At 73.8% G+C, this 21,749-nt stretch carries 21 protein-coding genes; 10 read left to right on the top strand and 11 right to left on the bottom strand.

Going from position 1 to position 21,749, the window contains the following annotated elements; translation table 11 throughout:
* Nucleotides 1–123: 123 nt before the first annotated feature.
* Nucleotides 124–810: a glycosyltransferase family protein gene (locus AC6H2I_RS10245; RefSeq protein ID WP_497500522.1), complete on the top strand. Its 687-nt coding sequence runs from the start codon at nt 124–126 to the stop codon at nt 808–810.
* A gap of 9 nt (nt 811–819) precedes the next feature.
* On the opposite strand, the gene AC6H2I_RS10240 is transcribed toward AC6H2I_RS10245, so the two are convergent.
* Genes AC6H2I_RS10240 through rfbC form a run of 3 tightly spaced genes read right to left on the bottom strand, consistent with a single transcriptional unit; the run spans nt 820 to nt 3,666 of the window.
* Nucleotides 820–2,241 (bottom strand): ABC transporter ATP-binding protein, encoded by a 1,422-nt coding sequence (locus AC6H2I_RS10240; protein WP_497500521.1) that lies wholly within the window; start codon nt 2,239–2,241, stop codon nt 820–822.
* Nucleotides 2,231–3,097, bottom strand: a complete 867-nt coding sequence (locus tag AC6H2I_RS10235; RefSeq protein ID WP_497500520.1) for an ABC transporter permease — start codon at nt 3,095–3,097, stop codon at nt 2,231–2,233. The genes AC6H2I_RS10240 and AC6H2I_RS10235 overlap by 11 nt, the downstream gene beginning before the upstream one ends.
* Nucleotides 3,094–3,666: a dTDP-4-dehydrorhamnose 3,5-epimerase gene (rfbC, locus tag AC6H2I_RS10230; protein ID WP_497500518.1), complete on the bottom strand. Its 573-nt coding sequence runs from the start codon at nt 3,664–3,666 to the stop codon at nt 3,094–3,096. The genes AC6H2I_RS10235 and rfbC overlap by 4 nt, the downstream gene beginning before the upstream one ends.
* Nucleotides 3,667–3,896: 230 nt before the next feature.
* Between rfbC and AC6H2I_RS10225 the strand changes: the two genes are divergently transcribed.
* The 5 genes from AC6H2I_RS10225 (at nt 3,897) to AC6H2I_RS10205 (ending at nt 8,155) form a co-directional block, all read left to right on the top strand.
* Entirely contained in the window at nt 3,897–4,538 is a 642-nt protein-coding gene (locus AC6H2I_RS10225) for a nucleotide-binding protein (protein ID WP_497500517.1), read from the top strand.
* Nucleotides 4,535–5,110 carry a hypothetical protein gene (locus tag AC6H2I_RS10220; RefSeq protein WP_497500516.1) on the top strand — a complete coding sequence of 192 codons (576 nt, stop codon included), beginning with the start codon at nt 4,535–4,537 and terminating at the stop codon, nt 5,108–5,110. Before AC6H2I_RS10225 ends, AC6H2I_RS10220 begins: the two co-directional genes overlap by 4 nt.
* A gap of 129 nt (nt 5,111–5,239) precedes the next feature.
* On the top strand, nt 5,240–6,319 hold the full coding sequence (locus tag AC6H2I_RS10215) for a calcium-binding protein (RefSeq protein WP_497500515.1): 1,080 nt from the start codon (nt 5,240–5,242) through the stop codon (nt 6,317–6,319).
* Nucleotides 6,320–6,454: 135 nt separating this feature from the next.
* The gene (locus AC6H2I_RS10210; RefSeq protein WP_497500514.1) at nt 6,455–7,531 is read left to right on the top strand and encodes a glycosyltransferase family 4 protein; all 1,077 of its coding nucleotides are present in this window, start codon (nt 6,455–6,457) and stop codon (nt 7,529–7,531) included.
* 171 nt (nt 7,532–7,702) lie between these two features.
* Complete coding sequence (locus AC6H2I_RS10205) at nt 7,703–8,155, top strand: hypothetical protein (RefSeq protein WP_497500513.1); 453 nt, start codon at nt 7,703–7,705, stop codon at nt 8,153–8,155.
* A gap of 6 nt (nt 8,156–8,161) precedes the next feature.
* On the opposite strand, the gene AC6H2I_RS10200 is transcribed toward AC6H2I_RS10205, so the two are convergent.
* The 6 genes from AC6H2I_RS10200 to AC6H2I_RS10175 all read right to left on the bottom strand — a co-directional run bounded on the left by AC6H2I_RS10200 (nt 8,162) and on the right by AC6H2I_RS10175 (nt 15,938).
* A complete protein-coding gene (locus AC6H2I_RS10200) occupies nt 8,162–9,343 on the bottom strand; it encodes a nucleotide disphospho-sugar-binding domain-containing protein (RefSeq protein WP_497500512.1) in 1,182 nt (393 codons plus the stop codon).
* A gap of 70 nt (nt 9,344–9,413) precedes the next feature.
* Nucleotides 9,414–11,225, bottom strand: coding sequence for a tetratricopeptide repeat protein (locus AC6H2I_RS10195; RefSeq protein WP_497500511.1), 1,812 nt, complete (start codon nt 11,223–11,225; stop codon nt 9,414–9,416).
* A complete protein-coding gene (locus AC6H2I_RS10190) occupies nt 11,218–12,912 on the bottom strand; it encodes a glycosyltransferase family 4 protein (protein ID WP_497500510.1) in 1,695 nt (564 codons plus the stop codon). Before AC6H2I_RS10190 ends, AC6H2I_RS10195 begins: the two co-directional genes overlap by 8 nt.
* A gap of 114 nt (nt 12,913–13,026) precedes the next feature.
* Entirely contained in the window at nt 13,027–13,464 is a 438-nt protein-coding gene (locus AC6H2I_RS10185) for a hypothetical protein (RefSeq protein WP_497500509.1), read from the bottom strand.
* A 146-nt stretch (nt 13,465–13,610) separates the two neighbouring features.
* Nucleotides 13,611–14,207: a PDC sensor domain-containing protein gene (locus AC6H2I_RS10180; RefSeq protein ID WP_497500508.1), complete on the bottom strand. Its 597-nt coding sequence runs from the start codon at nt 14,205–14,207 to the stop codon at nt 13,611–13,613.
* 306 nt (nt 14,208–14,513) lie between these two features.
* Complete coding sequence (locus tag AC6H2I_RS10175) at nt 14,514–15,938, bottom strand: hypothetical protein (protein WP_497500507.1); 1,425 nt, start codon at nt 15,936–15,938, stop codon at nt 14,514–14,516.
* A 176-nt stretch (nt 15,939–16,114) separates the two neighbouring features.
* On the opposite strand from AC6H2I_RS10175, the gene AC6H2I_RS10170 reads away from it, so the two are divergent.
* From AC6H2I_RS10170 to AC6H2I_RS10155, 4 genes are all read left to right on the top strand, one after another.
* On the top strand, nt 16,115–17,221 hold the full coding sequence (locus AC6H2I_RS10170) for a hypothetical protein (protein ID WP_497500506.1): 1,107 nt from the start codon (nt 16,115–16,117) through the stop codon (nt 17,219–17,221).
* A gap of 40 nt (nt 17,222–17,261) precedes the next feature.
* On the top strand, nt 17,262–17,855 hold the full coding sequence (locus tag AC6H2I_RS10165; protein WP_497500505.1) for a hypothetical protein: 594 nt from the start codon (nt 17,262–17,264) through the stop codon (nt 17,853–17,855).
* Nucleotides 17,843–18,391, top strand: coding sequence for a hypothetical protein (locus AC6H2I_RS10160; protein ID WP_497500504.1), 549 nt, complete (start codon nt 17,843–17,845; stop codon nt 18,389–18,391). The genes AC6H2I_RS10165 and AC6H2I_RS10160 overlap by 13 nt, the downstream gene beginning before the upstream one ends.
* A gap of 139 nt (nt 18,392–18,530) precedes the next feature.
* Nucleotides 18,531–19,607, top strand: coding sequence for a helix-turn-helix domain-containing protein (locus tag AC6H2I_RS10155; protein WP_497500503.1), 1,077 nt, complete (start codon nt 18,531–18,533; stop codon nt 19,605–19,607).
* A gap of 19 nt (nt 19,608–19,626) precedes the next feature.
* On the opposite strand, the gene AC6H2I_RS10150 is transcribed toward AC6H2I_RS10155, so the two are convergent.
* Together AC6H2I_RS10150 and AC6H2I_RS10145 are read right to left on the bottom strand one after the other, a co-directional pair.
* Nucleotides 19,627–20,409: an SDR family NAD(P)-dependent oxidoreductase gene (locus AC6H2I_RS10150; RefSeq protein WP_497500502.1), complete on the bottom strand. Its 783-nt coding sequence runs from the start codon at nt 20,407–20,409 to the stop codon at nt 19,627–19,629.
* Nucleotides 20,406–21,749, bottom strand: a complete 1,344-nt coding sequence (locus AC6H2I_RS10145; protein ID WP_497500501.1) for an AMP-binding protein — start codon at nt 21,747–21,749, stop codon at nt 20,406–20,408. Before AC6H2I_RS10145 ends, AC6H2I_RS10150 begins: the two co-directional genes overlap by 4 nt.

The following is a 21,749-nucleotide window of genomic DNA, read 5'->3' as shown; positions in this document are numbered from 1 at the left end:
CGCGGTCAAACCCCATCTGCCGCGACGCCGTTGCCCCTATCCGCCGCGGGTGGCCTGGTTTATCGTGCCGGCGCCGTCGGGCCGGCGGCGCACCGGGAACCTGCCGCACGAGGACCGTCCTTCATGATCCGCACCTTCATCGGCTACGACCCGCGGGAAGCGGCCGCCTACAACGTGTTCTCCCATTCCATCCTGGTCCGGGCGTCGCGCCCGGTGACGGTGGCCCCGCTGATGCTGAGCCAGCTCGGCGCGCTGATGTGGCGGGAGCGGCACCCGCTGCAATCCACCGATTTCTCGTTCTCCCGGTTCCTGGTTCCGTACCTTTCGGGATACGAGGGGTGGGCGCTGTTCTTCGACTGCGACATGCTGATGCTGGACGACATCGCCCGGCTGTGGGATCTGCGCGACGACCGCTACGCGGTCCAGGTGGTCAAGCACGACCACGTGCCGCAGGAGACCACCAAGTTCCTCGGCGCACCGCAGACCCGTTACGAGAAGAAGAACTGGTCGAGCGTCATGATGTTCAACTGCGCCCGCTGCTCCGCGCTGACGCCGGAATACGTCAACACCGCGACCGGCACGGACCTGCACCAGTTCAAGTGGCTGGGCGACGACGCGCTGATCGGCGAGATCCCGCACCGCTGGAACCACCTCGTCGACTACGACCCGCCGGCGGCGGTCGGGGAGGTGTCGAACCTCCACTACACCATCGGCGGCCCGTACTTCGAGGAGTACCGGGATTGCGGCTACGCCGACGTGTGGTTCCAGGAGCGCCGGCGCATGCTTGAAGCCACCCAGCGCACGGGCTGAGGCGCCGCCTCAGCCCGTCGCCGCCGGGGCCCCGGCGCGCAACGTGACGGTGGGCTCCAGCCCGAAGTCGACGTGGCCGCCGGACGGCATGTCGGGCTCCACCTCGACCCGGAACATGGCGGCGTCGATGATCCGGTGCAGGTAGCGGCGCTCGCCGAAGTGGCTGCCGGTCACCCCGCAGTTGGTGAGGTAGGTGCCGCCGAACAGGCGGCAGGTGAAGCGGAACGAAACCTCCGCAACGGTGCCCTCCGGCACCGAGTCCACGTACCGCGACATGGGGTGCGACCCGAGCCCGCCCAGCGCATAGCCTTGCAGGGTGCGGAACACCATGAGCCACAGCACCTGGTGGGCGTCGCGGTCGAAGGAGACGGCGTAGCGGAAGATGTACTCCTGGCCGCGGCGCAGCACGTTGACCCGCTCGCCGTCGGGCGTCTCGATCCGCGGGTCGAGGATGCGCGCGCCGTTGGGCGGGTACTCCATGCGCCCCTTCGACACCAGGTTGGGATCGTAGAGCGGCGAACCGCCGGTCTGGGCCGGGGGGCGTTCAACCGGCGGCCGGCCGGCATCGGCGGCTACGGCGGCATCGGCGGCTACGGCGGCCAGGCGCTCGGCCGCCGCCGTACGCTCGGCCGAGGCTTCGTCCATCGCCTGGAACTCGGCGATCTCCTGGAGCAGCGCCTCGCGCTGCTCCATCGGAGCGTATACCAGGCGCTGGTACTGGGTGACCACCGCCTTCGGCCTGCCCGACAGGATCAGCTTGCCGCCGTCCAGCAGCATGGCGCGGTTGCAGAACTGCAGCACCGCCCCGGCGTCGTGGCTGACGAACAGAAGCGTCCCGCCCTGCTTCTGGAACTCCTTGATGCGGGCGAAGCACTTGGCCTGGAAGGCTTCGTCGCCGACCGCCAGCGCCTCGTCGACGATCAGGATGTCGGGGTCGACGCTGATCGCAAGGGCGAAGGCCAGGCGGATGTACATGCCGCTGGAGTACACGCGCACGGGCTGGTCGATGAAGTCGCCGACATCGGCGAAGGCGATGATCCGCTCGATCCGGGCGTCGATCTCCTCGCGGCTGAGGCCGATGATCGCCGCGTTCATGTAGACGTTCTCGCGGCCGGTGAAGTCGCCGTTGAAGCCGGCGCCCAGCTCCAGCAGGGCCGAGACGCGGCCGTGGATCTCCGCCGTGCCCGAGGTCGGGCGCAGGGTGCCGCTCAGCACCTGCAGCAGCGTCGATTTGCCCGAGCCGTTGCGGCCGACGATGCCGACGGTCTCGCCGCGGTGGACGTCGAAGTCGATCCCGTCCAGGGCCACCACCTCCTTGAAGTGGCGCACGCCCGGCGCGGCGAAGCGCTGGCGCAGGCGGTCGAGCGGCTGGGCGTAGAGCTGGTGGCGCTTGGACAGGCCGCGCGCGCGGATGGCGATTTCAGATGACATCGGCGAAAGCCCGCTTCAGCCGGGCGAACACGTAGTGGCCGAGCCAGGCGGCGGCGTAGGCGCCGAGCGCGTAGAGGCCGAGCGCGCCCCAGTCGGGGGCGGTGCCTTCCAGAAGCACCTTGCGCGCCTCGACCACCGGCAGGGTCAGGGGGTTGAGCCACATCCACGGGCGCACCGCCTCGGGCAGGATGTCCATGGGGAAGAGGATGGGGGCGGTGAACATCAAGACCGTCATGATCAGCCCGGTGACCTGGCCGATGTCGCGCACGAACACCCCCAGCGCGGACAGGAACCACACCAGGCCGGCCGCCAGCAGGACCAGCGGGGCGACCACCAGCGGCAGCAGCAGCGCCGTCGCCGGCAGGGGCTGGAACGACGCCAGGTGCCACGCCACCAGGACCAGCAGCCCGAAGGCGAGCTGGACCAGCGCCGAGAAGGTCACCGGCCACGCCAGGATCTCCAGCGGGAAGACGAACTTCTTCACGTAGTTGGGGTTGCCCAGGATCATCGACGGCGCGCGCGCCACGCATTCGGCGAGCATCGCGTGCAGCAGGATGCCGACGAACAGGTTCTGGGCGAAATCGACGGTGTCGGCCGGCGCCGCCACCGGCACCCGGGGGCGGAACAGGAAGCCGAACAGGAAGGTGTAGATGCCCAGCATCAGCAGCGGCTGGACGAACGACCAGAGGACGCCGGCGACCGAGCCGCGGTAGCGCGCCGCGACCTCGCGCCGGGTCATCTGGGCGACGGGAAACGCGTGGCGGCCCAGCAGGCGGAACGGCGCGGCGGCGCTCGCCAGGAAGCGCGGCGGCGGCGCGTCGGCGGAAATGATGGCGGTCGGACGCGGCGTGGTCACGCGCGGGCGCCTTCGTAGGGGAAGGCGGGGCCGGCTTCGGCCAGGGTCGGCTGGCGCCGGTCCTTGTCCGACAGCACGGCGTCGTCGGCGGTCACCGGCCAGGCGATGGCGAGCGCCGGGTCGTTCCACAGGATGCCGCGGTCGCACGCGGGCGCGTAGTAGTCGGTCACCTTGTAGATGATCTCGGTGTCGGGGGTGAGGGTGCAGTAGCCGTGGGCGAAGCCGACCGGCACCAGGATCTGGTTCCACGCGCCGGCGCTGATCTCCGCCGCCACGTGCTGCCCGAAGGTGGGGGAGCCGGCGCGGATGTCGACGGCGACGTCGAGGATGGCGCCCCGCACCACCCGCACCAGCTTGTCCTGGGCCGCGGGGGCGAGCTGGTAGTGCAGCCCGCGCACGGTGCCGCGCTCGGCCGAGAAGGCGTGGTTGTCCTGGACGAAGTCCAGGTCGATGCCCGCCTCGGCCAGCCTCTGCCGGTTGTAGGTTTCGGAGAAGAAGCCGCGGGCGTCGCCATACTTGGCCGGCTTGAGGATCACGATCTCCGGAATGGCGAGGCGTTGGATGTCCATGGCGGGTGACCTCGGTCTCGGGTGGCGGGGCCTGTGGCGGGCCGGCGGAGTGTTGCCGGACCGGCGGCCCCCTCGTCAAGCCGCGCGTTGCGGCAGAGCGGCCGGACCGGCCGGCGGCCGCGCCGCGCTGCGGTGGACTTGCGCCGCCGGCCTCGTTTAGGTTGGCCGGGCAACACCGGGGCCGGCCTGTGCCGGCCTGTCTCACCGGTGAGACATTCAGGGCAGGCCCGATGAAGACGCTGCTGATCTACAGCCCCAAGGGCGGATCGGGGAAGAGCACGCTGGCCCGGAACCTGGCCGTGGCGGCGGCCCTGGACGGGGTGGCGGTCGCCACCCTCGACACCGATCCGCAAAAGAGCCTGTCGGAATGGTGGGACCGCCGCGACGCCGCGCGGCCCGCCATCCAGCACTTCACCGTTCCGATCGGCGAGGTGAACGGCCCGCCCGAGCCGATCGCCGGCGTCGATCTGCTGATCGTCGACACGCCGACGGCGGTGGAGGTCTATCCCCAGGCGATGAAGTCGCTGTTGTTCGCCGCGGACCTGATCCTGGTGCCGGCCAAGGCGACCATCGACGACGTGACCTCCACCGAGCGGGCCATGCGCTTCGCCCGCGGCTTCGGCCGCCCGGCGGCCTTCGTGCTGAACCAGATCAAGCCGCGGGTGCTGGAGGTGCGCGACGCCCGGCGCCGGCTGGCCGGGGTGGCCGAGGTGTGCCCGGTGGACATTCCCGACCTGACGGAGTTCTTCCGGTCCGCCGCCCACGGCCTGGGCGTGCTGGAACTGCCCGACAGCCGTTCGGGCCCCGACGTCGCCGCGCTGTGGCGTTTCGTCGCCAGCCGCCTCGGGCTGGCGGCGGCGGAGGCCGCATGATGAAGCTGGTCCCGGCGACCCGGGGGCGGGCGTCCCGCGACACCCGCTTCGATGTCATCGGCACCGGGCTGGTCGACCTGTCCGACGCCGACGACTTCGCCGCCGAGATCGGCCGCCTGTGGTCGGAAAGCCATGAGCGCTTCGTCCTGATCGGGCAGTACCTCGAGCAGGCCAAGCGCAAGCTGCCCCACGGTCGGTTCATCGCCATGATCGAGGAGCGCCTGCCCTTCGGCCGCGGCGTGGCCCACAAGCTGATGGCCGCGGCGCGGACCATCGAGAGCGGCGTGGTGCCGCGCGAGGTGGCGCCGACCTCCTACTCGCTGGTCTACGAGATCGGCACGCTGGACGACGCCGCGCGGGCCGAGGCCCTGGCGACGGGCATCATCCGCCCCGACATGAAACGGTCCGAGCTGGTGGCCTTCAAGAAGAGCCGCCGCGCCGCGGCAACGCCGGCAACGCCGGCCGCGGCGTCGCGGCCGGCCCTGGAGGCCGAGCGCGACCGGCTGCTGGACCAGCGGGACCGCATCGAGCGGCGCCTGGCGGAGATCGCGGCGGCGCTCGACGCCCGGTGACCCCGGGCCTGTCACCCAAGTGCCGTCCGCCGTTCCCGCCGCGCATGAAAGTTCCCCGACGACAGCTTGATCCGGTTGCACTATCCTTCCGATCGGGTGCACGGCCGGCGGAGAAGAAGGCGGATCATCATGGCAAACCTGGTCGGAACCGAGGACAGTGACAGCCTGACCGGCACGGCGGGCAACGACACCATCCGCGGCCTCGGGGCCCAGGACACCCTGATCGGCGGCGACGGCGACGACCTCATCGACGCCGGCACCGGGGTCGACGTGGTCAGCGGCGGCGCCGGTGCGGACAGCGTCCGCGGCGACGACGGCAACGACCGCCTGGTCGGCGAGGCCGGCAACGACTCGATCGATGGCGGCACCGGTGACGACCTCATCGAGGGCGACGACGGCAACGACCTGCTGATCGGCAACTTCGGACACGACACGCTGCGCGCCGGTGCCGGCGACGACGTCATCAGCGGCGACGCCGGACGCGACATCGTGATCGGTGGCGACGGTGACGACACCGGATTCGGCGGCGCCGATCACGACATCTTCTATGGCCAGGCCGGCGCCGACAGCCTGCACGGCGGCGACGGCGACGACGTGATCGACGGCGGCGACGGCGCCGACCGGCTGTTCGGTGACAGCGGCGCCGACACCCTGTGGGGCAGCGCCGACCACGACACCCTGTCCGGGGGCGACGGCGACGACGCGCTGTACGGCAACTGGGCCGGCGACCTCCTCAACGGGGACGCGGGCAACGACACGCTGTTCGGCGGCCAGGACGAAGACCAACTGTTCGGCGGCGACGGGGCCGACGTTCTGTACGGGCAGCGCCAGGCGGACACCCTGTCCGGCGACGCCGACGGCGACTGGCTGCATGGCGGACAGGACGCCGACAAGGTGTATGGCGGCGCCGGCAACGACACCGTGTACGGCGGGCAGGGCAACGACACCCTGTTTGGCGGCGATGGCGACGACACGCTGGGCGGCGGTCTGGGGGCCGATGTGTTCGACCTGCGCGACCAGGCCGGCCACGACACCATCGACGACTTCCGGCTGGCCGAGGGCGACCGCATTCACCTGAACCTCTACGCCTCCTTCACCCTGTCCACCGGCGCCCAGGGTGCGGTGATCACCGTCACCGGCGGGTACACGGTGGAACTGGTGGGGCTGAACGAGGCCGACGTCACGACGGCGTTCTTCGTCTATGGCTGACCGGGCGCCGGGCGTCCGCACCCCGGGCGCGGGTTCGGGGCGGTTGTTGCGCAGGTCGGGCGGCCTTGCTAGCGTTTCAGTGTGAGCCGAAGCCGGGCACCTTGCCGGCCCTCAACCGTCGGATCCGATCAGCGCATGCGCGTTCTCCTGCTCTCCCGCTACGCCCGGCTCGGCTCCTCCAGCCGGCTGCGGTACTACCAGTTCCTGCCGGAGTTGGCGGCGCGCGGGATCGCCGTCGACGTGTCGCCGCTGTTGCCGGACGCCTATCTCTCGACCCTCTACGACTGCGGGCAGCGCCCCCTCGAGATGGCGGCGCGCTCCTATGTCACCCGGGTGCTGCGGATGCTCACCGCACGCCGCTACGACCTGCTGTGGATCGAGAAGGAACTGCTGCCCTGGCTCCCCTACGGTCTGGAGCGGGCGTTGCTCGCCTGGGCGCCACCCTACGTCATCGATTACGACGACGCCTGGTTCCACGTCTACGACAGCCATTCCCGGGCGTCGGTGCGCGCCCTTCTCGGTGACAAGCTGGACCGGGTCATGCAGGGCGCCGCCCTGGTCACGGTGGGCAACGCCTATCTGGCGGCGCGGGCGTTGGCGGCGGGGGCGCGGCGGGTCGAGGTGTTCCCGACGGTCGTCAGCCTCAACCGCTACGGCAACCCGGTGGCGCCGCGCGAGGGCGCGCCGCTGACCGTCGGCTGGATCGGCTCGCCGGTGACCGCGCGCTATCTCGAGCTCGTCCAGGGGCCGCTGCGCCGGCTGTGCGCCGAGGGTCTGGCCCGGCTGGTGCTGGTGGGCGCCAACGACAACGCGGTCGCCAGCCTGCCGGCGGCGCGCCTCGACTGGCACGAGGACACCGAGGTCGATCAGATACAGAATTTCGACATCGGGATCATGCCCTTGAGCAACACCCACTGGGAACGTGGCAAGTGCGGCTACAAGCTGATCCAGTACATGGCCTGTGCCAAGCCGGTCGTCGCCTCGCCGGTCGGCGTGAACCGGGAGATCGTCGACCCCGGCGTGAACGGCTTTCTCGCCGACGGGCCGGACGAATGGTACGAGGCGGTGGCGCGCCTGGGCCGGGATGCCGCGCTGCGACGCGCCATGGGCCTGGCCGGGCGGGCCAGGGTGGAGCATGACTACTCGATGGAGGGAACCCTGCCGCGCCTGGCGGCCGCGCTGAGAAGCGCGGCGGAGGCGGACACGCCATGACCCCACCCGAGGGCGCGATGGTGGCGCCCCTTTTTGGCCGTTGCGCGCGCCGCACCTCGTCTGAACAGTGGGACCATGTGGCGATCGGGCGGGCCCGCCGCACCACCGGCGGCGCGGCGGCACCGGGCGCGCCGCGCGGTCGGCGCCGCCGCTGAAAGGGACGGAACCCTCATGCACCATCAGGGGATCGAGGCGCGCTGGATCATCCAGGCGCCCATGGAGTTCCTCGACGAGGCGCGCGCCGGGGCGGGGCTCGACCCCAACGCCGTGGTGCCGGTCGACGAAGCGCCGCGCCGCGGCGAGGCCGACGGCCGGCTGGTCTTCCCCAGCTTCTTCTGCCCGGCGTCGGCGGGCTGGCTCAAGGTCCTGGCAAGTCTCGCGCTGGCCGACCGGCCGTTCCAGATCATCCTGGAGGAGGTCCGGCCGGCGGACGGGCCGGACGGGGCCGGCGACGCCGAGACGGTGGTCGGCATCGCCCGCCTCTTCCCCCGCATGGAGGACGAGATCCTGGACCTGCTGCGCGCCATCTCCGCGGCCGACGCCGACCGCATCGTCGGCATGAGCGACGACATCGCGCTCGCCTTCGAGCGCCTGCGTGCCGGCAGCGCGGTTCCCGCCCTGTAGCGCCGGTCAGGCCGCGCCGAGCCGTTCCCGGCACCGCGCGAGAATGCGGTCGAGCGCGTCCGACGGGCCCGCCTCGGCCAGGTCCCGCGCCTTGGCCGCGGCGCGCTCCCGGTACTTGGGTGTGGTCAGCAGGTGCTCGAGCGCCTGCACCACGTGGGGTGGCTCGAACACCCCGGCCGAACGCATGGCCACGGCGACGCCGATGGTGCCCAGGGCGGCGGCGTTGCCGCGCTGCTCCTGGTGGCGCGGGACGATGAGCTGGGGCCGGCCCAGGCCCAGCACCGTCTCGACCGTGCCGATGCCGCCGTGATGGACCACGACGGCGGCGCGCCCGACCGCCGTGCGCATGTCCTGGGGCGTCTCGTGGATCGCCAGCCCCTTGTCCCGGTACTCCTGGATCTGGCCCGGCGTGGCGTCGCGCAGATAGATCCGGCCGCGCCGCTTGCTGGCCGCCAGCCCGTCCAGCACCTTGCGGGTGTGCGTGTAGCCGAGCGAGAGATAGGCGAAATACTCCTCCTCCGGCTCCTCGTGCAGCGGCGCCGGCAGCGGCTGCAAGGGGCCGATCGCCGGCTCCAGCCGCTTGCGCGCGTAGAAGTCCAGCTCCGGCAGGGTGATCACGAACTGGTCGGTGCCCGCCAGCGCGGCCGGCAGGTTGGGCGGCACCGGCCGCCGCCGCCGGCGTTGCAGATCCTGCACCGCGGCGACGATCCGCTCCTCCGGCACGCAGGGCGGCTTGCCATGGAAGGACGGCATGTGGTCGAGGTGGCCCGGCGGCAGCACGAAGCCGTCGCCGATGTTCACGGTGGGCAGTCCGCCATAGGTGGCGAGGCAGAGGGCGGGGGCGTAGTCGGTGACGACCAGGTCCGGCCGGACCAGGTCCATCAGGCAATCCCACGCCGCGACGAGGGCCGCCAGGCGGGGCGGATCGGCGAAGCCCACGGCGGCGAGGATGTCGCCGAAGCTCTGCATGCCCTTTTCCTTGCCCCCGGGCAGCGGCCGCGGCACCGCGTAGGGCGCCTGCAGCACCGGGAAACCCTCGGGCGCCAGGATGGTGTGGGCGTTGTCGAGGCTGCGCATGGCGAACACGCAGTCGTGCCCGGCCGCGCGCAGCCGCCGGGCTATGGGCGCCAGCCGGGTGACGTGGCCGAATCCGTCGCCCAATTCCCACGCGAGCAGCACCCGAGCCATACCGTGTGTCCTTTCTGAAGCGCCGAGGGTTCGAATGAGGTCACGCGGCCCGGGGGCCGGCGCGGCGGCGTCAGCGGCGGCGTGCCGCCACCATCTCCCGCAGCGCCTCGGCCATGCGGCCGACCACGCCGGCCCAGTCGCCGGCGCGGCCTTGCCGGAACACGCGCGCCGTCGGGTACCAGGGGCTGTCCTCGCGCCCGCCCATCCATCGCCAGTCCGGGGCGTGGTGGAGCGCCACCCACAGCGGCCGCCCCATGGCCCCGGCGAGATGGGCGGTGGAGGTGCAGGTGGAGATCACCAGGTCGAGCTGGGTCATCGCCGAGGCCGTGTCGCAGAAGTCGCCGATGCGTTCGGACAGCCGGACGATCGCCGCGGGGGCGCCGGCGAGGTCGGCCTCGCGCGCGCCTTTCTGCAGGCTGAACACCTGCACCCCCGGGATGTCGAGCAGCGGCAGGAACGCGTCGAGCCGCGCCGAGCGGGCGCGGTCGTTGGAGAAGTCGGGGTTGCCGCCCCACACCAGGCCGACCTTGACCCGGTCGGCGCGGGCCTCGGGGATGGCGAACGCCGGGGCCGCGCGGGGCACGGTGAGGTAAGGGGTGCGGCGCGGCACCTGGTCCATGGTGGTGTGGCCGAGGACCAGCGGCGCCGACAGCAGCGGCAGGTGGACGTCGAACGGCGGCGGCGGGGCGAAGCGGGGGATCATCGCGTCGACCTCCGGCAGCTCCGCCAGCAGGGACATCAGCGGCTCGTGGCACTCCAGCACGACCCGGCCGCCCCGCGCCTTGATCTCGGGGAGGTAGCGCAGGAACTGCAGGACGTCGCCCATGCCCTGCTCGGTGTGCAGCAGCAGCGTCCGCCCGGCGAAGGACCGGCCATCCCACATCGGCTTGTCGAAGCTGCGCCGGCGCGACGGGAACCCGTCGTAGCGCCACCGCCACTCGTACTCCGCGAAGCCCTCGCCAAGGTCGCCCAGGGCCAGCAGCGCCAGCGACAGGTTCCAGTGGTACTGCGCGTTGTCCGGCTCCAGCACCAGGGCGCGCCGCAGCATCGCCACCCCGGCACGGGGCTCGCCCATCTCCTTCAGCAGGTTGGAACAGTTGTAGAGGGTCCCCGAGGCGGCCGGCTCGAGGGCCAGGGCGGTCCGGTAGACGGCCAGCGCCTCGCCGGTCGCGCCCATGCGCCGCAGCAGCGCGCCGACATTGGCCAGGAGGAACCCCGGCGTTCCGGCGGTCGCGGCGTAGCGGCGGTAGGCGGCGAGGCTCTCGTCGAAGCGCTCCAGCCGCTGCAGCGCGTTGGCGTGGTTGATCAGGAGCTGCGCGTTGCCGGGGTCCACCTCCAGGGCGGCGGCGAGGACGCGTTCGGCGCGGGCGTGGTCGCCCAGCGCCTCCAGGCAGCGCCCGAGCGCCAACCCCGCCGGGGCGTGCCGGGGCATCAGGTTGACCGCCGCCACGAGATGGGGAAGCGCCTGGGCCGGGCGCTTCTCCTCCATCCGGCCCGTCCCCGCCATCAGGTGCAGCTCGCCATGGCCGGGGGCATGGCGCAGGCCGGACGTCAGGCACGCCGTCGTCCAGCCACGGTCCTTGAGGGCCAGGCCGATGCGCACGCCGAGCGCGTAGACCCGCCCCGGCAGCCGCCGGCCCGACGTCAGCAGCGGTTGCAGACGGGACCGCGCCTGCGCCGGCTGGCCGCCTGTCAGGTCCATCTGGGCGAGGCGACGCAGGGGCTCGGGATCGCGGGGGTGCAGCGCCGCCGCGCGCTCCAGCACGCGCACCGCCGCGTCGCGCTTGCCCGCGCGGGCGAGCCGTTCGGCTTCCTGCTGGAGCTCCCAGGCGGGGGCCGGCGGTGTGGCGGCGGCGGCGTCCGCCACAGGCGCGTCAGACATCGACGATCCCATATTTCTTCAGCCAGACGATGGTGCGCATGGTGGCGCGGCGGTGCGCCGGCGGCTGCGGCGCCATCAGCCCGTCCAGCCGGCGCGGCCCCTTGGCGAGCTCGGCCAGCAGACGGCGGATGGCGTCCTGGTGCAGCAGGGTCTGCGCGGCGAAGGTGTTGAGGGTGCCCGCCAGCACCCGGTCGAGCGCCTGTGGGTCGTGATCGACCAGGCGCACCGTGTCGCTTTCCGCAAGCGCGCGCGTGGGGTGGTGTCGGAACATGGTGAAGGGATCAGCGCGGCGCGGGTTGCCCGGCTCGCCGTCGCGGCGCGGCGCCGAGATGGCGGCGGCGGCGCGGCGCCGGGCGAGGTCGCCCCAGAGCTCCTGGTAGGCGGCGATCACGTGCTTCCAGTCGAAGACGTCGCGGGCCCGGCAGCGTCCCGCCTCGCCCATGCGGTGGCGCAGGTCGGGGTCTTCGGCGAGGCGGACCAGGGCGGTCGCGCAGGCGTCGATGTCGACGGCGGTGGAAAGACAGGCGGCGCCGATGAAGCGGTCGTAGCTGTCGATGCCCAGCGCGTAGCGTTCGGCGAGCTCGAACCCGCCCTGGGGCGGGGGCAGCAGGGTCGGGATGGTGAAGCCGGTCTCGCCGTCGACCACCGTCTCGCGGTACCCGTCCCAGTCGCTCACCACGCAGGGCAGGCCGGCGGCCATCGCCTCCACCGGGGTCAGGCCGAAGCTCTCCTGTATGTTGTCGGACAGCGACACGAACAGGTCGGCGGCGAACCAGGAGGCGCGCGCCAGGGCCGGGTCCGCGCCGTCCACCACGTGCACCGCCACGGACGGACAGAACCGCGCGATGGCGTCTCGCGTCTCGCGCTCGGTGCCGTCGTTGGGCCACTGGCCGGCCAGCATCAGATGCAGCCGCCGGCTGCCGCCCAGCCGCTCCTGGGCGCGCGCGAAGGCCTGGAACATCGGCACGGGGTGGGCCTTGGCGTGGAACGACAGGCGGCCGAAGAACAGCCCCGCGACGTCGCCGTCGGCCATGCCGAGGCGGGCGCGCAGCGCCGCGCCGGCGGCGTCCTCGGCGGCGCCCCGGGCGAACGCGGCGCTGTCGACGCCGAGCGGGATGATCGGCAACTGGGGACGCACCGTGGGCCGGGCGCCGATGCGATCCGCGAGGTAGTCGGCGTAGCCCTCGATCACCTCGACGCAGGCCTTGCGCACGCATGCGGAGGTGCAGATCAGGGCGTCCCAGTCCTGGACGGGCGCGGTGAGGTACTCGCCGAGGCTGTCCATGACGCGGTCCGACGAGACGGTGTGGGTCACGCCGCACAGGCTGTACAGCCGGTCGTCCACGAATCGGCGGTTCCACGCATCGTCGGCAAGGCCGGGTCCGGGGCTGAACAGGCAGCCCGGTTCGCCCAGTCCGCGCAGGTTGGCCCCACCCAGCCACCGGGTCTCCACCGGCCGGCCGGCGATCCCGGCGACCCGCGTCCGGAAATCCTCGTAGGCGGCGCGCGCGTTGGTGACGCAGTAGAGCGGCTCCACCCCGATGTGCTGGACCATCCCCTTCAGGAACCCGGCACCCGCCGAGTGCCGCCCCTTCACCTGCGCGCGCGACGCGTCGAACCCTTCGGGGTGGTAGTAGAGGGCGGCGGTGGCCCGGGGCGGGGCGTCGGGCGGGACGGGCAGGACCATGGCGGTGGCAGCATCTCGTCAGGTGGGACGGCGGGGGGGCCCGCCGACGGCAGGGGTTCTTTTACCCAAACCACGCCACCGGCGCGAGCGCTTTGCGGCGGCCCGACGCCGCCGCTACAGGTCGGCGCTGGCGCCACCCCCGCCGATCAGGCCGACCCCCTCGCCGCCATCGCCGATGGGCGGGACATAGGTGCCGAAGGCGCCCGGGTCGCCCTTGGCCAGCGGCGCCAGGTCCGCCCACACGAACCCGTCCTTGCGCGGCTCGTAGCACCGCGCGGCGACGTCCCGGGCGATGGCGGCGATCGCGGTGCCGTCGCGGCCGGTGATCTTGCGGAACGCCCCCTCGTAGTAGCCGCCGACATCGTCGCGGATGGAGGTGACGGGATGGCACTCCCACGGGGTGTTGCCGCTCCCCGCCCCGCCCTCGGCCCCGCCCTCGCCCTCGCCTTCGCCCTCGGCCGGCGGGCGGTCAGGCAGGCGGGCGTCCCAGGCGGCGGCCTCGTCCTCGGACTTGAACAGCACGTAGACGGCGTAGAAGCTCTTGCGCGCCACGGTGACGCCCCCCTTCGCGGTGTGGTGAGATGGTGCGGTGTCGGACCGTCACGGGTGTAGCGCGAAACGGTGGCGGCGGACAAGCCGGGGGGGGCCGGCGGCGGGTGGAGCGTGGCGGCGCGGCGTGCGCGCCGCCACGGCCGGCGTCACTTCGCCAGCTTGTCCACGTCGAGCACGATCATGGCGACGCCGACCGTCTTCTTGCTGGCCGGATCGACCACGGGGACGCTGACCTCCGTCAGGGTGAGCTTGGAGCCCTCGTCCGTCTCCGGGTCCGTCATGTAGACCGTGGCGCCGTCGCTGAACACCTTCTGCCACTTGGGCTCGTCGCCCTGCCAGTAGTCCGACGTGCCGTCGGTCTGGGCGACGTTCAGGCCGCGGTCGTCCATCAGCAGGATTTCCACGATGGCGCCGTTGCTGGCCTCGCGGATCTCCTTCAGCCGCGTCGAGGTGGCGTTGGCGGCGATCTCATCGTAGCGCGGGTTGGCCTTCGCCTTGGCGCCGGCCTTCCAGTCGGCGTCCATGGCGTCGACCTTGGCCTGGTCAAGCGCCGCGTTGGCCGCGTTCTGGGCGGTCACCGCCGAGACGACCGAGGCGTCGGCCAGCCAGGGCTGGGCCTGCGCGCTCACCGCCTTCTTGACCGCCGCCTCCAGGGCGGCGTCGGCGGCGAAGGCCGGCGTCGCGAGGCCGGCGGCGCCGGCGCACAGCAGCGCCGCCGTCAGATAGGTTCCAAACGTCTTCATGACTGGTCTTCCTCCCGGGTCTACCGAGCACGGGGCCGTCCCGGGGCGCTGCCGGAGGTCCCCGCATCTCGCAGTTGCGAGCATTTCTGATATGCGCCTCACGCAACGCTAGGCCCCGGCCGGCACCCGCGCCATCGGCGGTCCGGCTTTTTCCATATGGCGGAACGGGCGGCGCCCGGCCGGGTGAGCCCGGCAACGGGGGCAGCCCCCGCGGTGCGGAAAACAACACCCGTCAAATCGCCGAACCGGACGATACGCCAGCACAGTGAAAGGACTTGATGGATGGTGAAAACCGTCGCTTTGGGGTCACGCGACGGTCGCCGTGCCGGTGTCGACGTAGCGTACGAAGGCCACCAGGAACCGATCGTGCGACGCCTCCAGCGCCACCCCGGCGTGGCCGGTGCACGCCTCGAGCATGGCCACCAGGCTGTCGGGCGGGCAGACCGGCTCCAGCGCCCGCACCGCCCCGGCCGCGGTGGCGAGCGCCACGCGCTTTTCCGGCTCCGCGGCGTCGCAATGGCGGGCGAGCGCCCGGGTGACGCGGCTCTGCACCCGCGCGTGAACCTGCTCGACCCGGGCGTCGTAGGTGGCGTCGAGCTGCATGTCCTTGGCCGCGGCCTGCACGCCCGCCAGCGCCTGCACGGTGCGCGACAGCCCCTCGACCTCGGCGTCGCACGGCAGCGCGGTGCCGGGCGAGTCGGCGAACGCGCGCACAGTGTCGGCGACGGCGGCCAGGAAGCGGTCATCGAGGAAGTCGCGCAGCTGGCGCTGCGCCTCGCGGACGCGGTGGGCGAGGTGGCGACCCTGGCGCCCCGACACGCCGCGCAGGGCGCGCAGGCTGTCCAAGGTCTGGCGCACGCTGTCGGAGGCCGCCAGCAGATCCTCTGGGGTGTCCACGGGGATGCGCAGCAGGCGGTCGACCCGCTCGCCGGCCCGCGCCGCGACGGTGACGCAGATCTCGTCCACCGCCTCGCGGTCGGACGGATCGATGGCGGCGGCGAGCGCGTCGATGATGCCGCCGACGTCGGGCGCGGCCTCGTCGTCGAGGACGAGGCAGAGGAGGAACAGCATCAGCCAGCGGCGCTGCCGGCCGCCGTCCGTGGCCTCCAGGGCCAGCGCCGCCACCGCCTTCGCGCAGGAGGCCGCCTCGGCGTGGCCCGGCGGGCCGCCTTTGCCGGTCATCCGCGCCGTGGCGATCCGCCACACCGCCGCGTCCAGCGCGCCACGCATGCGGTAAACCGCCTGGATGTCGCTGACCATCTGCCAGAAATCGGGCCGGATGGCGGTGCCGTGCGCCGTCAGCGTGCGGTCCCCGGCGGCGGCGGCGCGCAGCGCCGCCAGGGACGCCGCGAAGGCGGCGTGGAGCGCCTCCTGCATGGCCGGCGGCAACTGCGCGCCGAGCGCCAGCCCCTCCACCCGCTCCAGCGCGGCGCGGTCGCGGATGTGCGGATCCAGCAGCGCCCACAGCGGTGGCAGCACCGCGCGCGGCACATACCCCTGGGGCGAGGCCTTGGGGACGCGGTCGCACAGCAGCGGCTCGAAGGGCTGGCAGAACAGCCGCAGCGGCGTGCTGCGCCGTGGCGGCTGGAGGCGCCGCAGCTGCCCGCGCAGGCGGCCGAGGAAGGCGGTGCGCACCGCCGCCGCCGGCATCATCTCCACCAGCGCGTAGACCTGGTGGGCCTTGTCGTCGGACAGGGCGGCGATGTCGATGGTCTCGGAAACTTCGGCCATGGCGGGTCCTGTCGGAGAGCGCGGCGACGCTCCTCCATGTTGGCATCGCCCGCCCGCCCGCCAGTTCGGCTCGCGGGCTACCCCCTTGCGGTGTGCGGGGTAACGCCGATTTGGGGGCAGCACCGGCCCGCCGCCGCGCCCAGTTCTGGTGGTGTTGGCCTTTCGGAGAGACATCCATGCCGGACTCGCTGGACCTGAGCGACGCCACGTTCCTCAACGGCACGCCGTCCACCTTCGAGACGCGTGGGACGGCGGTGCCCTTCACCACGCCCGACCTGCAGCACGCCCGCGTCCGCCTGGGCCGCGACGGCGGGCTGGAGGTGCTGGTCGATGGCTTCTCCGGCGGGCGGTGCGTCTACGTTCTGCCCTGGGCGGTGATCCCGGAGCTGTTCCGCCTCAGCCTGCACGACCGGGCGCTGCACGCCGAGATCTCGTTCGCCGGTGCGGCCACCCCCGACCGCTTCCGCCAGGCCGCGCTGCGGGTCGCCCGCAGCGGCCTGGGCGGGGCCGCGCTGGCCACCCTGGGGCGGGACGGAGCGGCGCAGGGCGCGCGCGCCGCGGCGGCGGCCAAGCACCACCTGATCGTCCGCCTGATCGAGCTGACCGGCCTCGACGTCCAGGGCCGGACGCTGACGCCGGCGTGCGTCCAGTCGCCCGATGGGCAGGCGATGGTGCGCGAGGCGTTCCGCCGCCTGGCCGCCGGCATCGGCGAGACGCCGCAGGTCTGCTTCACCAGGATCCAGGACCTGGGCACGGTGGTGCAACCCATCGGCTTCGGCCACGCCGGCGGCGAGGGGCACCTGCGGCTGCTGCTGGGCCGGCTTGCCGCCTTCCGCGACGCCGCCGCCTGCGCCGACCTCGGCGCGGTCAGCCAGAAGATGGCCGACGCCGCCCAGGTGACCCTGCGCGCCGGCGGCGACCTGATCGCCGCGGCCGACCGCAGCGTGGAGGACATCGTGCCGTTCCTCATCCAGTGGGACGTCAAGGTCCGCGCCCTGAAGGGCGGGCTGGACCGGCTGTCGTGGCTGCTCGACGGCTGGGCCCATGTGCTCGATCTCTGGGACGACGCGGCGTGCGACGGCAAGCCGATGCCGGAGCGGGTCGCCGCGATCATCCGGATGCTTCCCATCGTGCCCAGGAGCGAGGTCACCGCCACGCAGGCCCCCTCCCCGGCCGAGCTTTCCCATCCCAAGTCGCGCCGCGTGCTGCCGAACGAGGACTGGCGCACCGGGGCCATCGACCCGGACCTGTCCCGGGGTCGCCACGCCACCCTCGCGGCGTGACCGCCATCCCAGGAGACCGGGACCCCAGGAGGCACCGACAATGGACATCGACGCCGACATCGCCATGGACATGCTGGTGTGGTTCGTCGCCGCCGCCCTGGCGGGCGCGCTGGTGCTGACCACAATCCTCGACAGCCTGCGGCTGGCCGCGGCCCATCTGCGGCTGGCCTCCGGCCGCCAGCTGCTGGCCCGCCAGCAGCGCGAGCTCCGCACCCTGGAGCTGCGCGCCGACGACCTCGACCGTGCCGTCGCCAAGGCCAAGGCCGCGCTGCAGGGCCTGAAGGACGCGCGCCGCGACACCGTCGCCGCGCTCAAGGCGCTGGACGCCCTGCAGGTCGAGATGGTCCACGAGGTCGGCCATCCCGGCGCCCACCCGCGCCGCTTCCGCTACGCCGTCACCTGCCCCGCCGGCCTTGGCCAGGTGAGCTCCCGGAACATCGTCTTCCACAAGGACATCTGGCGCTTCACCAACGTCGCCGAGGTGTGGACGGCGAGCCGCGACCACGCGCGGGACCTGGTCGCCACGGCGTTCACCGCCCGCAGCGGGCTGGCCGTGCGCGCCCTCCACGCGGCGCGCGACGGGCATCCGGCCCCGGCGGACGCGCCGGAGGGGGCGTCGCGATGGGCGGCGTGATCGGCGTCGTCACCCTGGTCGCCCTGGTCGCGGCGGGCGCCGCCATCGACCGGGTGCTGCGTCGCAAGCGCCGCGCCCTCGACGCGGACCGCGCCGCCCTGGCGGCGCGGATCACGGCGGGCGCCGGGGCCGTGGAGGAGCGGCGTGCCGACAACCGCAAGGCCGAGGCGGAACTGCGGTCCTGGAACGCTGCCGCGGACAAGGCGCGGCAGGACCTGGACCGGGTGCGCGCCATCCTGGCCGGGCGCCGCACGGCCAAGCCCGTGCGCTACCACGTCTTCGACCGCCTGGAGGGCCGGGTCGGCGAGGTCTGGCTGGTGACGGTGAGCGCGGCGGGCAACCGGCTGCCGTGGACCGGCAGGCGCCACTACCTGGTGGTGGCCGAGACCGAGCGGCTGGCCCGGGAGCGCACGCTGCTGCGCTTCTCCCGCAACGCCGGCTACCGGGTGGAGGCGGTGGCGCCCTCCCCGCTTCCCGACCTCATCGTGCAGATGCAGACGGCAGAGTTCGGAAAAGCCGCGGAGCGGCGTCTATGAGACCGGCCGCGAAGCGGCGTCCATGACACCGGCCGCGGAGCGGCGCTGACCAGGCTGGCCGGTTCCGCGACCTTCGGGGCTGACGCGGCGCCGGCGCTCGGCTATGCATGGGGACCGACGCTGCGAGGGTGGCCCCGCCATGGCCAATCGACTGCTGGACCAGCTCGACGCCGTTCTCGACGCCGCGGCCGCTCCGGTCCCGCTGGATGGGGCCCCCGTCGACGCGCGCCACCCGGCCGCGGCCCGGCCGGCCGCCGTGCTGGATGGCGCCGAGGCGGTGCTGCTCGCCGACGCCGCGGCGGCGCTGGCCCGCCTCGACGCGACCGTGGCGATGCTGCCCGAACACCGGCGGCGCGGCTGGATGGCGCGCCGCCACCTGCGCGAGGCCATGGCCTCGGCCCGGCTGGACGGCGACGTGGTCGACGTCGAGGACCTCCTGCTGGCCGAGCTGGACACCCTGCCCCGCCCCGGCGACGTCGACCTCGGGGCGGGGCGCTGGATGCTGGGGATGCTGCGCGCCGCCGCCCGGCGCACGCCGCGCCAGATCTTCACGCCGCGCCGCCTCGGCGCTTTCGCCCGCCTCCGCCTCAAGGGTGCGCCGGCCGAGGACGATCGGGTGCGCTGGCTGACCGGGCGTCTCGCCACCCCCCAGGCGGTGCGCGAGGCGCTGGAGCGGGCGCTCGACCCCGTCGCCCTGCGCGCCCTCGCCGGGCGGGCGCCGCCGGTCGGGGCGGCGGCGGTGCTGGCCCGCTGGCATGGCGAAGGGGCGGCCGACGCCGTGGCCGGCGCCCCGGGGCGCATCCTGGCCGAGATGTGGCTGCGCCGTGGCGGCTGGCTGGTCCAGCCGGTGGCGGCGGTCGCCACCGGCTTTCTCGGCCACCGCGACCGCTACGATCCGCGGCCCGGTGCGGCGTGGACCCGCAGCCTGCTGGAGGCGCTGGTCCGCTCCAGCGCCGAGGGCATGGAGCTCCAGCGGCGCCTTGACGCGGCGGAGCGGGCCATCCTGCTGGCCTGCCCGCCGCAACGGGCGTCGAGCCTGCCGGCCCTGGCGGCCCTGCTGGCCGAACGCCCCGCCGTGACCGCCGAGGCGGCCGCGGCGGCGCTGTCGCTGACCGACCGCGCGGTGCGCGGCCAGCTTGCCCGGCTGGCCGACCGCGGCGTGGTGCGCGAGCTGACCGGCCGCAAGTCGTTCCGCGCCTTCGCCATCGCCCTGTAGGGCGTGGCGGCGCCGGCGCTCAGCAGGTGATGCCGCCGTCCACCACCAGGGTCTGGCCGGTGATGAAGCGGGCGTCGTCGCCCAGCAGGAAGGCGACGGCGGCCGCCACCTCCGGCGCCTCGGCCAGCCGGCCGAGCGGGGTGCGGTTGACGATCTGGGCGCGCTGGCGCTCGCCCAGACCCGCCGACAGCGCGGTCGCCACGAAGCCGGGGGCGACGGCATTGACGGTGATGAGGCGCCGCCCCACCTCGCGCGCCAGGGCCCGCGTCATCCCCTCCAGCCCGGCCTTGCTGGCGGCGTAGGCGGCCAGCCCGGTGTAGCCCCGCGCCGCGACGATGGAGCTGATCGAGACGATGCGCCCGCCGGGGCGCTGGCGCAGCATCTGGCGCAGCGCCAGGCGGGTGAGCCGGAGGGCGCCCAGGAGGTTGACCTGGATGAGGTGCTCGGCGTCGACGGCGGGGAAGGTGGCGAGGACACCCTCCCCGGCGATCCCGGTGTTGTTGACCAGGCCATAGAGGTCGCCACCGTCCAGCCACACCGCGAGGTCGGCGAACAGCGCCTCCTCCTGGGCCGGATCGCCCACGGTGCAGGGGGTCCAGCGCAGGCGGGCGCCGCCATGGTGCGCCGCCAGCCGTTCCAGGGCGTCGCTGCGGGTGCGGCTGCAGGTCGCCACCCGGTAGCCGTCGGCCAGCAGCCGCTCGACGATGGCCAGGCCGATGCCGCGGCTGCCGCCGGTGACGAGCACGGTGCGCGGCGCGGCGCCGGCGCCCCGCGGTGCGGGTGGCGGGGGGGTGTCGGTCATGTCCGCGCCTTCTTCTGGGTGCCGCCGGTGTCCAGCGCCGCCACGAAGGTGACGACGCGCGGCACCTCGTGATCCTGCAGCAGGGCCCGCGCGCGGTCGAGCAGGAGGCGCCGCGCCTGCCCCTCGTCGCTGCCCGGGACCAGCACGACGTCGGCCGCCACCAGCGCGCCGGTGATCGGGCTGCGGCGCCCGTGGACGCGGACGTCGGCCACCATGGGCAGGCCCAGCAGCACCGCCTCCACCGCCTCCGGCTGGACCTTGGCGCCGCCGACGTTGATGGTGCTGTCGGCGCGGCCGAGGAACAGCACGCGCACGCCGACCCGTTCCACCCGGTCGCCTGTCACCAGCCAGGGCCCGCCGTCCGCCGCGCCCGCTGGGACGGCGGCGGCGCCGGCGTAGCCGCGCATGGCGCGCGGGCTGCGCACCTCCAGCACGCCGTCGCGGATGCGCAGCGCACAGCCGTCGACGCCGCTGTCGAGCCAGGCCGCGGGAAAGCCGGCGCGGCCGTCCTTCACCGCGAACAGGGCGCCCGCCTCGGTCGAGGCGTAGATGTGGGCGATGGCGGCGGCGGGCCAGGCCGCGGCCAGGCGGTCCAGGGTGGCCTGGTCGGCCGTCTCGCCGCCCAGCGTGATGCGGGCGAGCGGCACCGCCGCGGCGTCGCCGCCGAGCGCGGTGAGGAAGGCCCGCCAGAAGGTGGGCGTGCCGCTGGCGAAGCGGGGGTGGTGGCGGCGCGCGGCGTCGGCCAGCGCGGCCACCGTCGGCGTCGTGGTGGCCACCAGCCCGGCGCCGGACGCCAGCGCCGTCAGCAGGACCTGCAGCCCGGCGAAGCTGGCGGGATGATAGGTCAGCAGCCAGCGCGAGTCGCCGCCGACCCGGGCATCGGGGATGCGCCCCAGCAGGGCGGGCAGGGTGTGACGCACCAGCTTGGCCGTGCCGGTGGTGCCCGAGGTCGCCAGCCACACCTCGGCCGGCCCCCGCCCGGCCCCGCCGGTCCCGTCACGCCCCGGGGCCCGCCCCGGGGCCGATGCCGGGGCCGATGGGAGCGCCAACGCGTCGCCGTCGCCCAGCACGGCGTCGGCGCCGATCCCCGCCAGCCCGTCGCGGCCCGGCGCCGGCCCGCGCAGCAGGACGGCGTCCGCGCCGGCGTGCGCCGCGGCCAGCAGGCCCACCGCCACGGTGTCGGCCGCGGCACCGGCCACCGCCACGCGGCGGCAGCCGGCCGCCGCCAGCCGTCCGGCCAGGGCGGCGACCCGGGCGCGCAGCGCCGCGGCATCGACGGGGCGACCGTCGACCAGAAGGTCGCCCGCCCGGTCCAGCAGATGCGCGGCGGGGCGGTCCAT

The organism is Azospirillum sp. NS33, assembly GCF_059703765.1.
The sequence above is the reverse complement of the archived record's forward strand: the minus strand, read 5'-3'. Positions and strand labels throughout refer to the sequence as shown.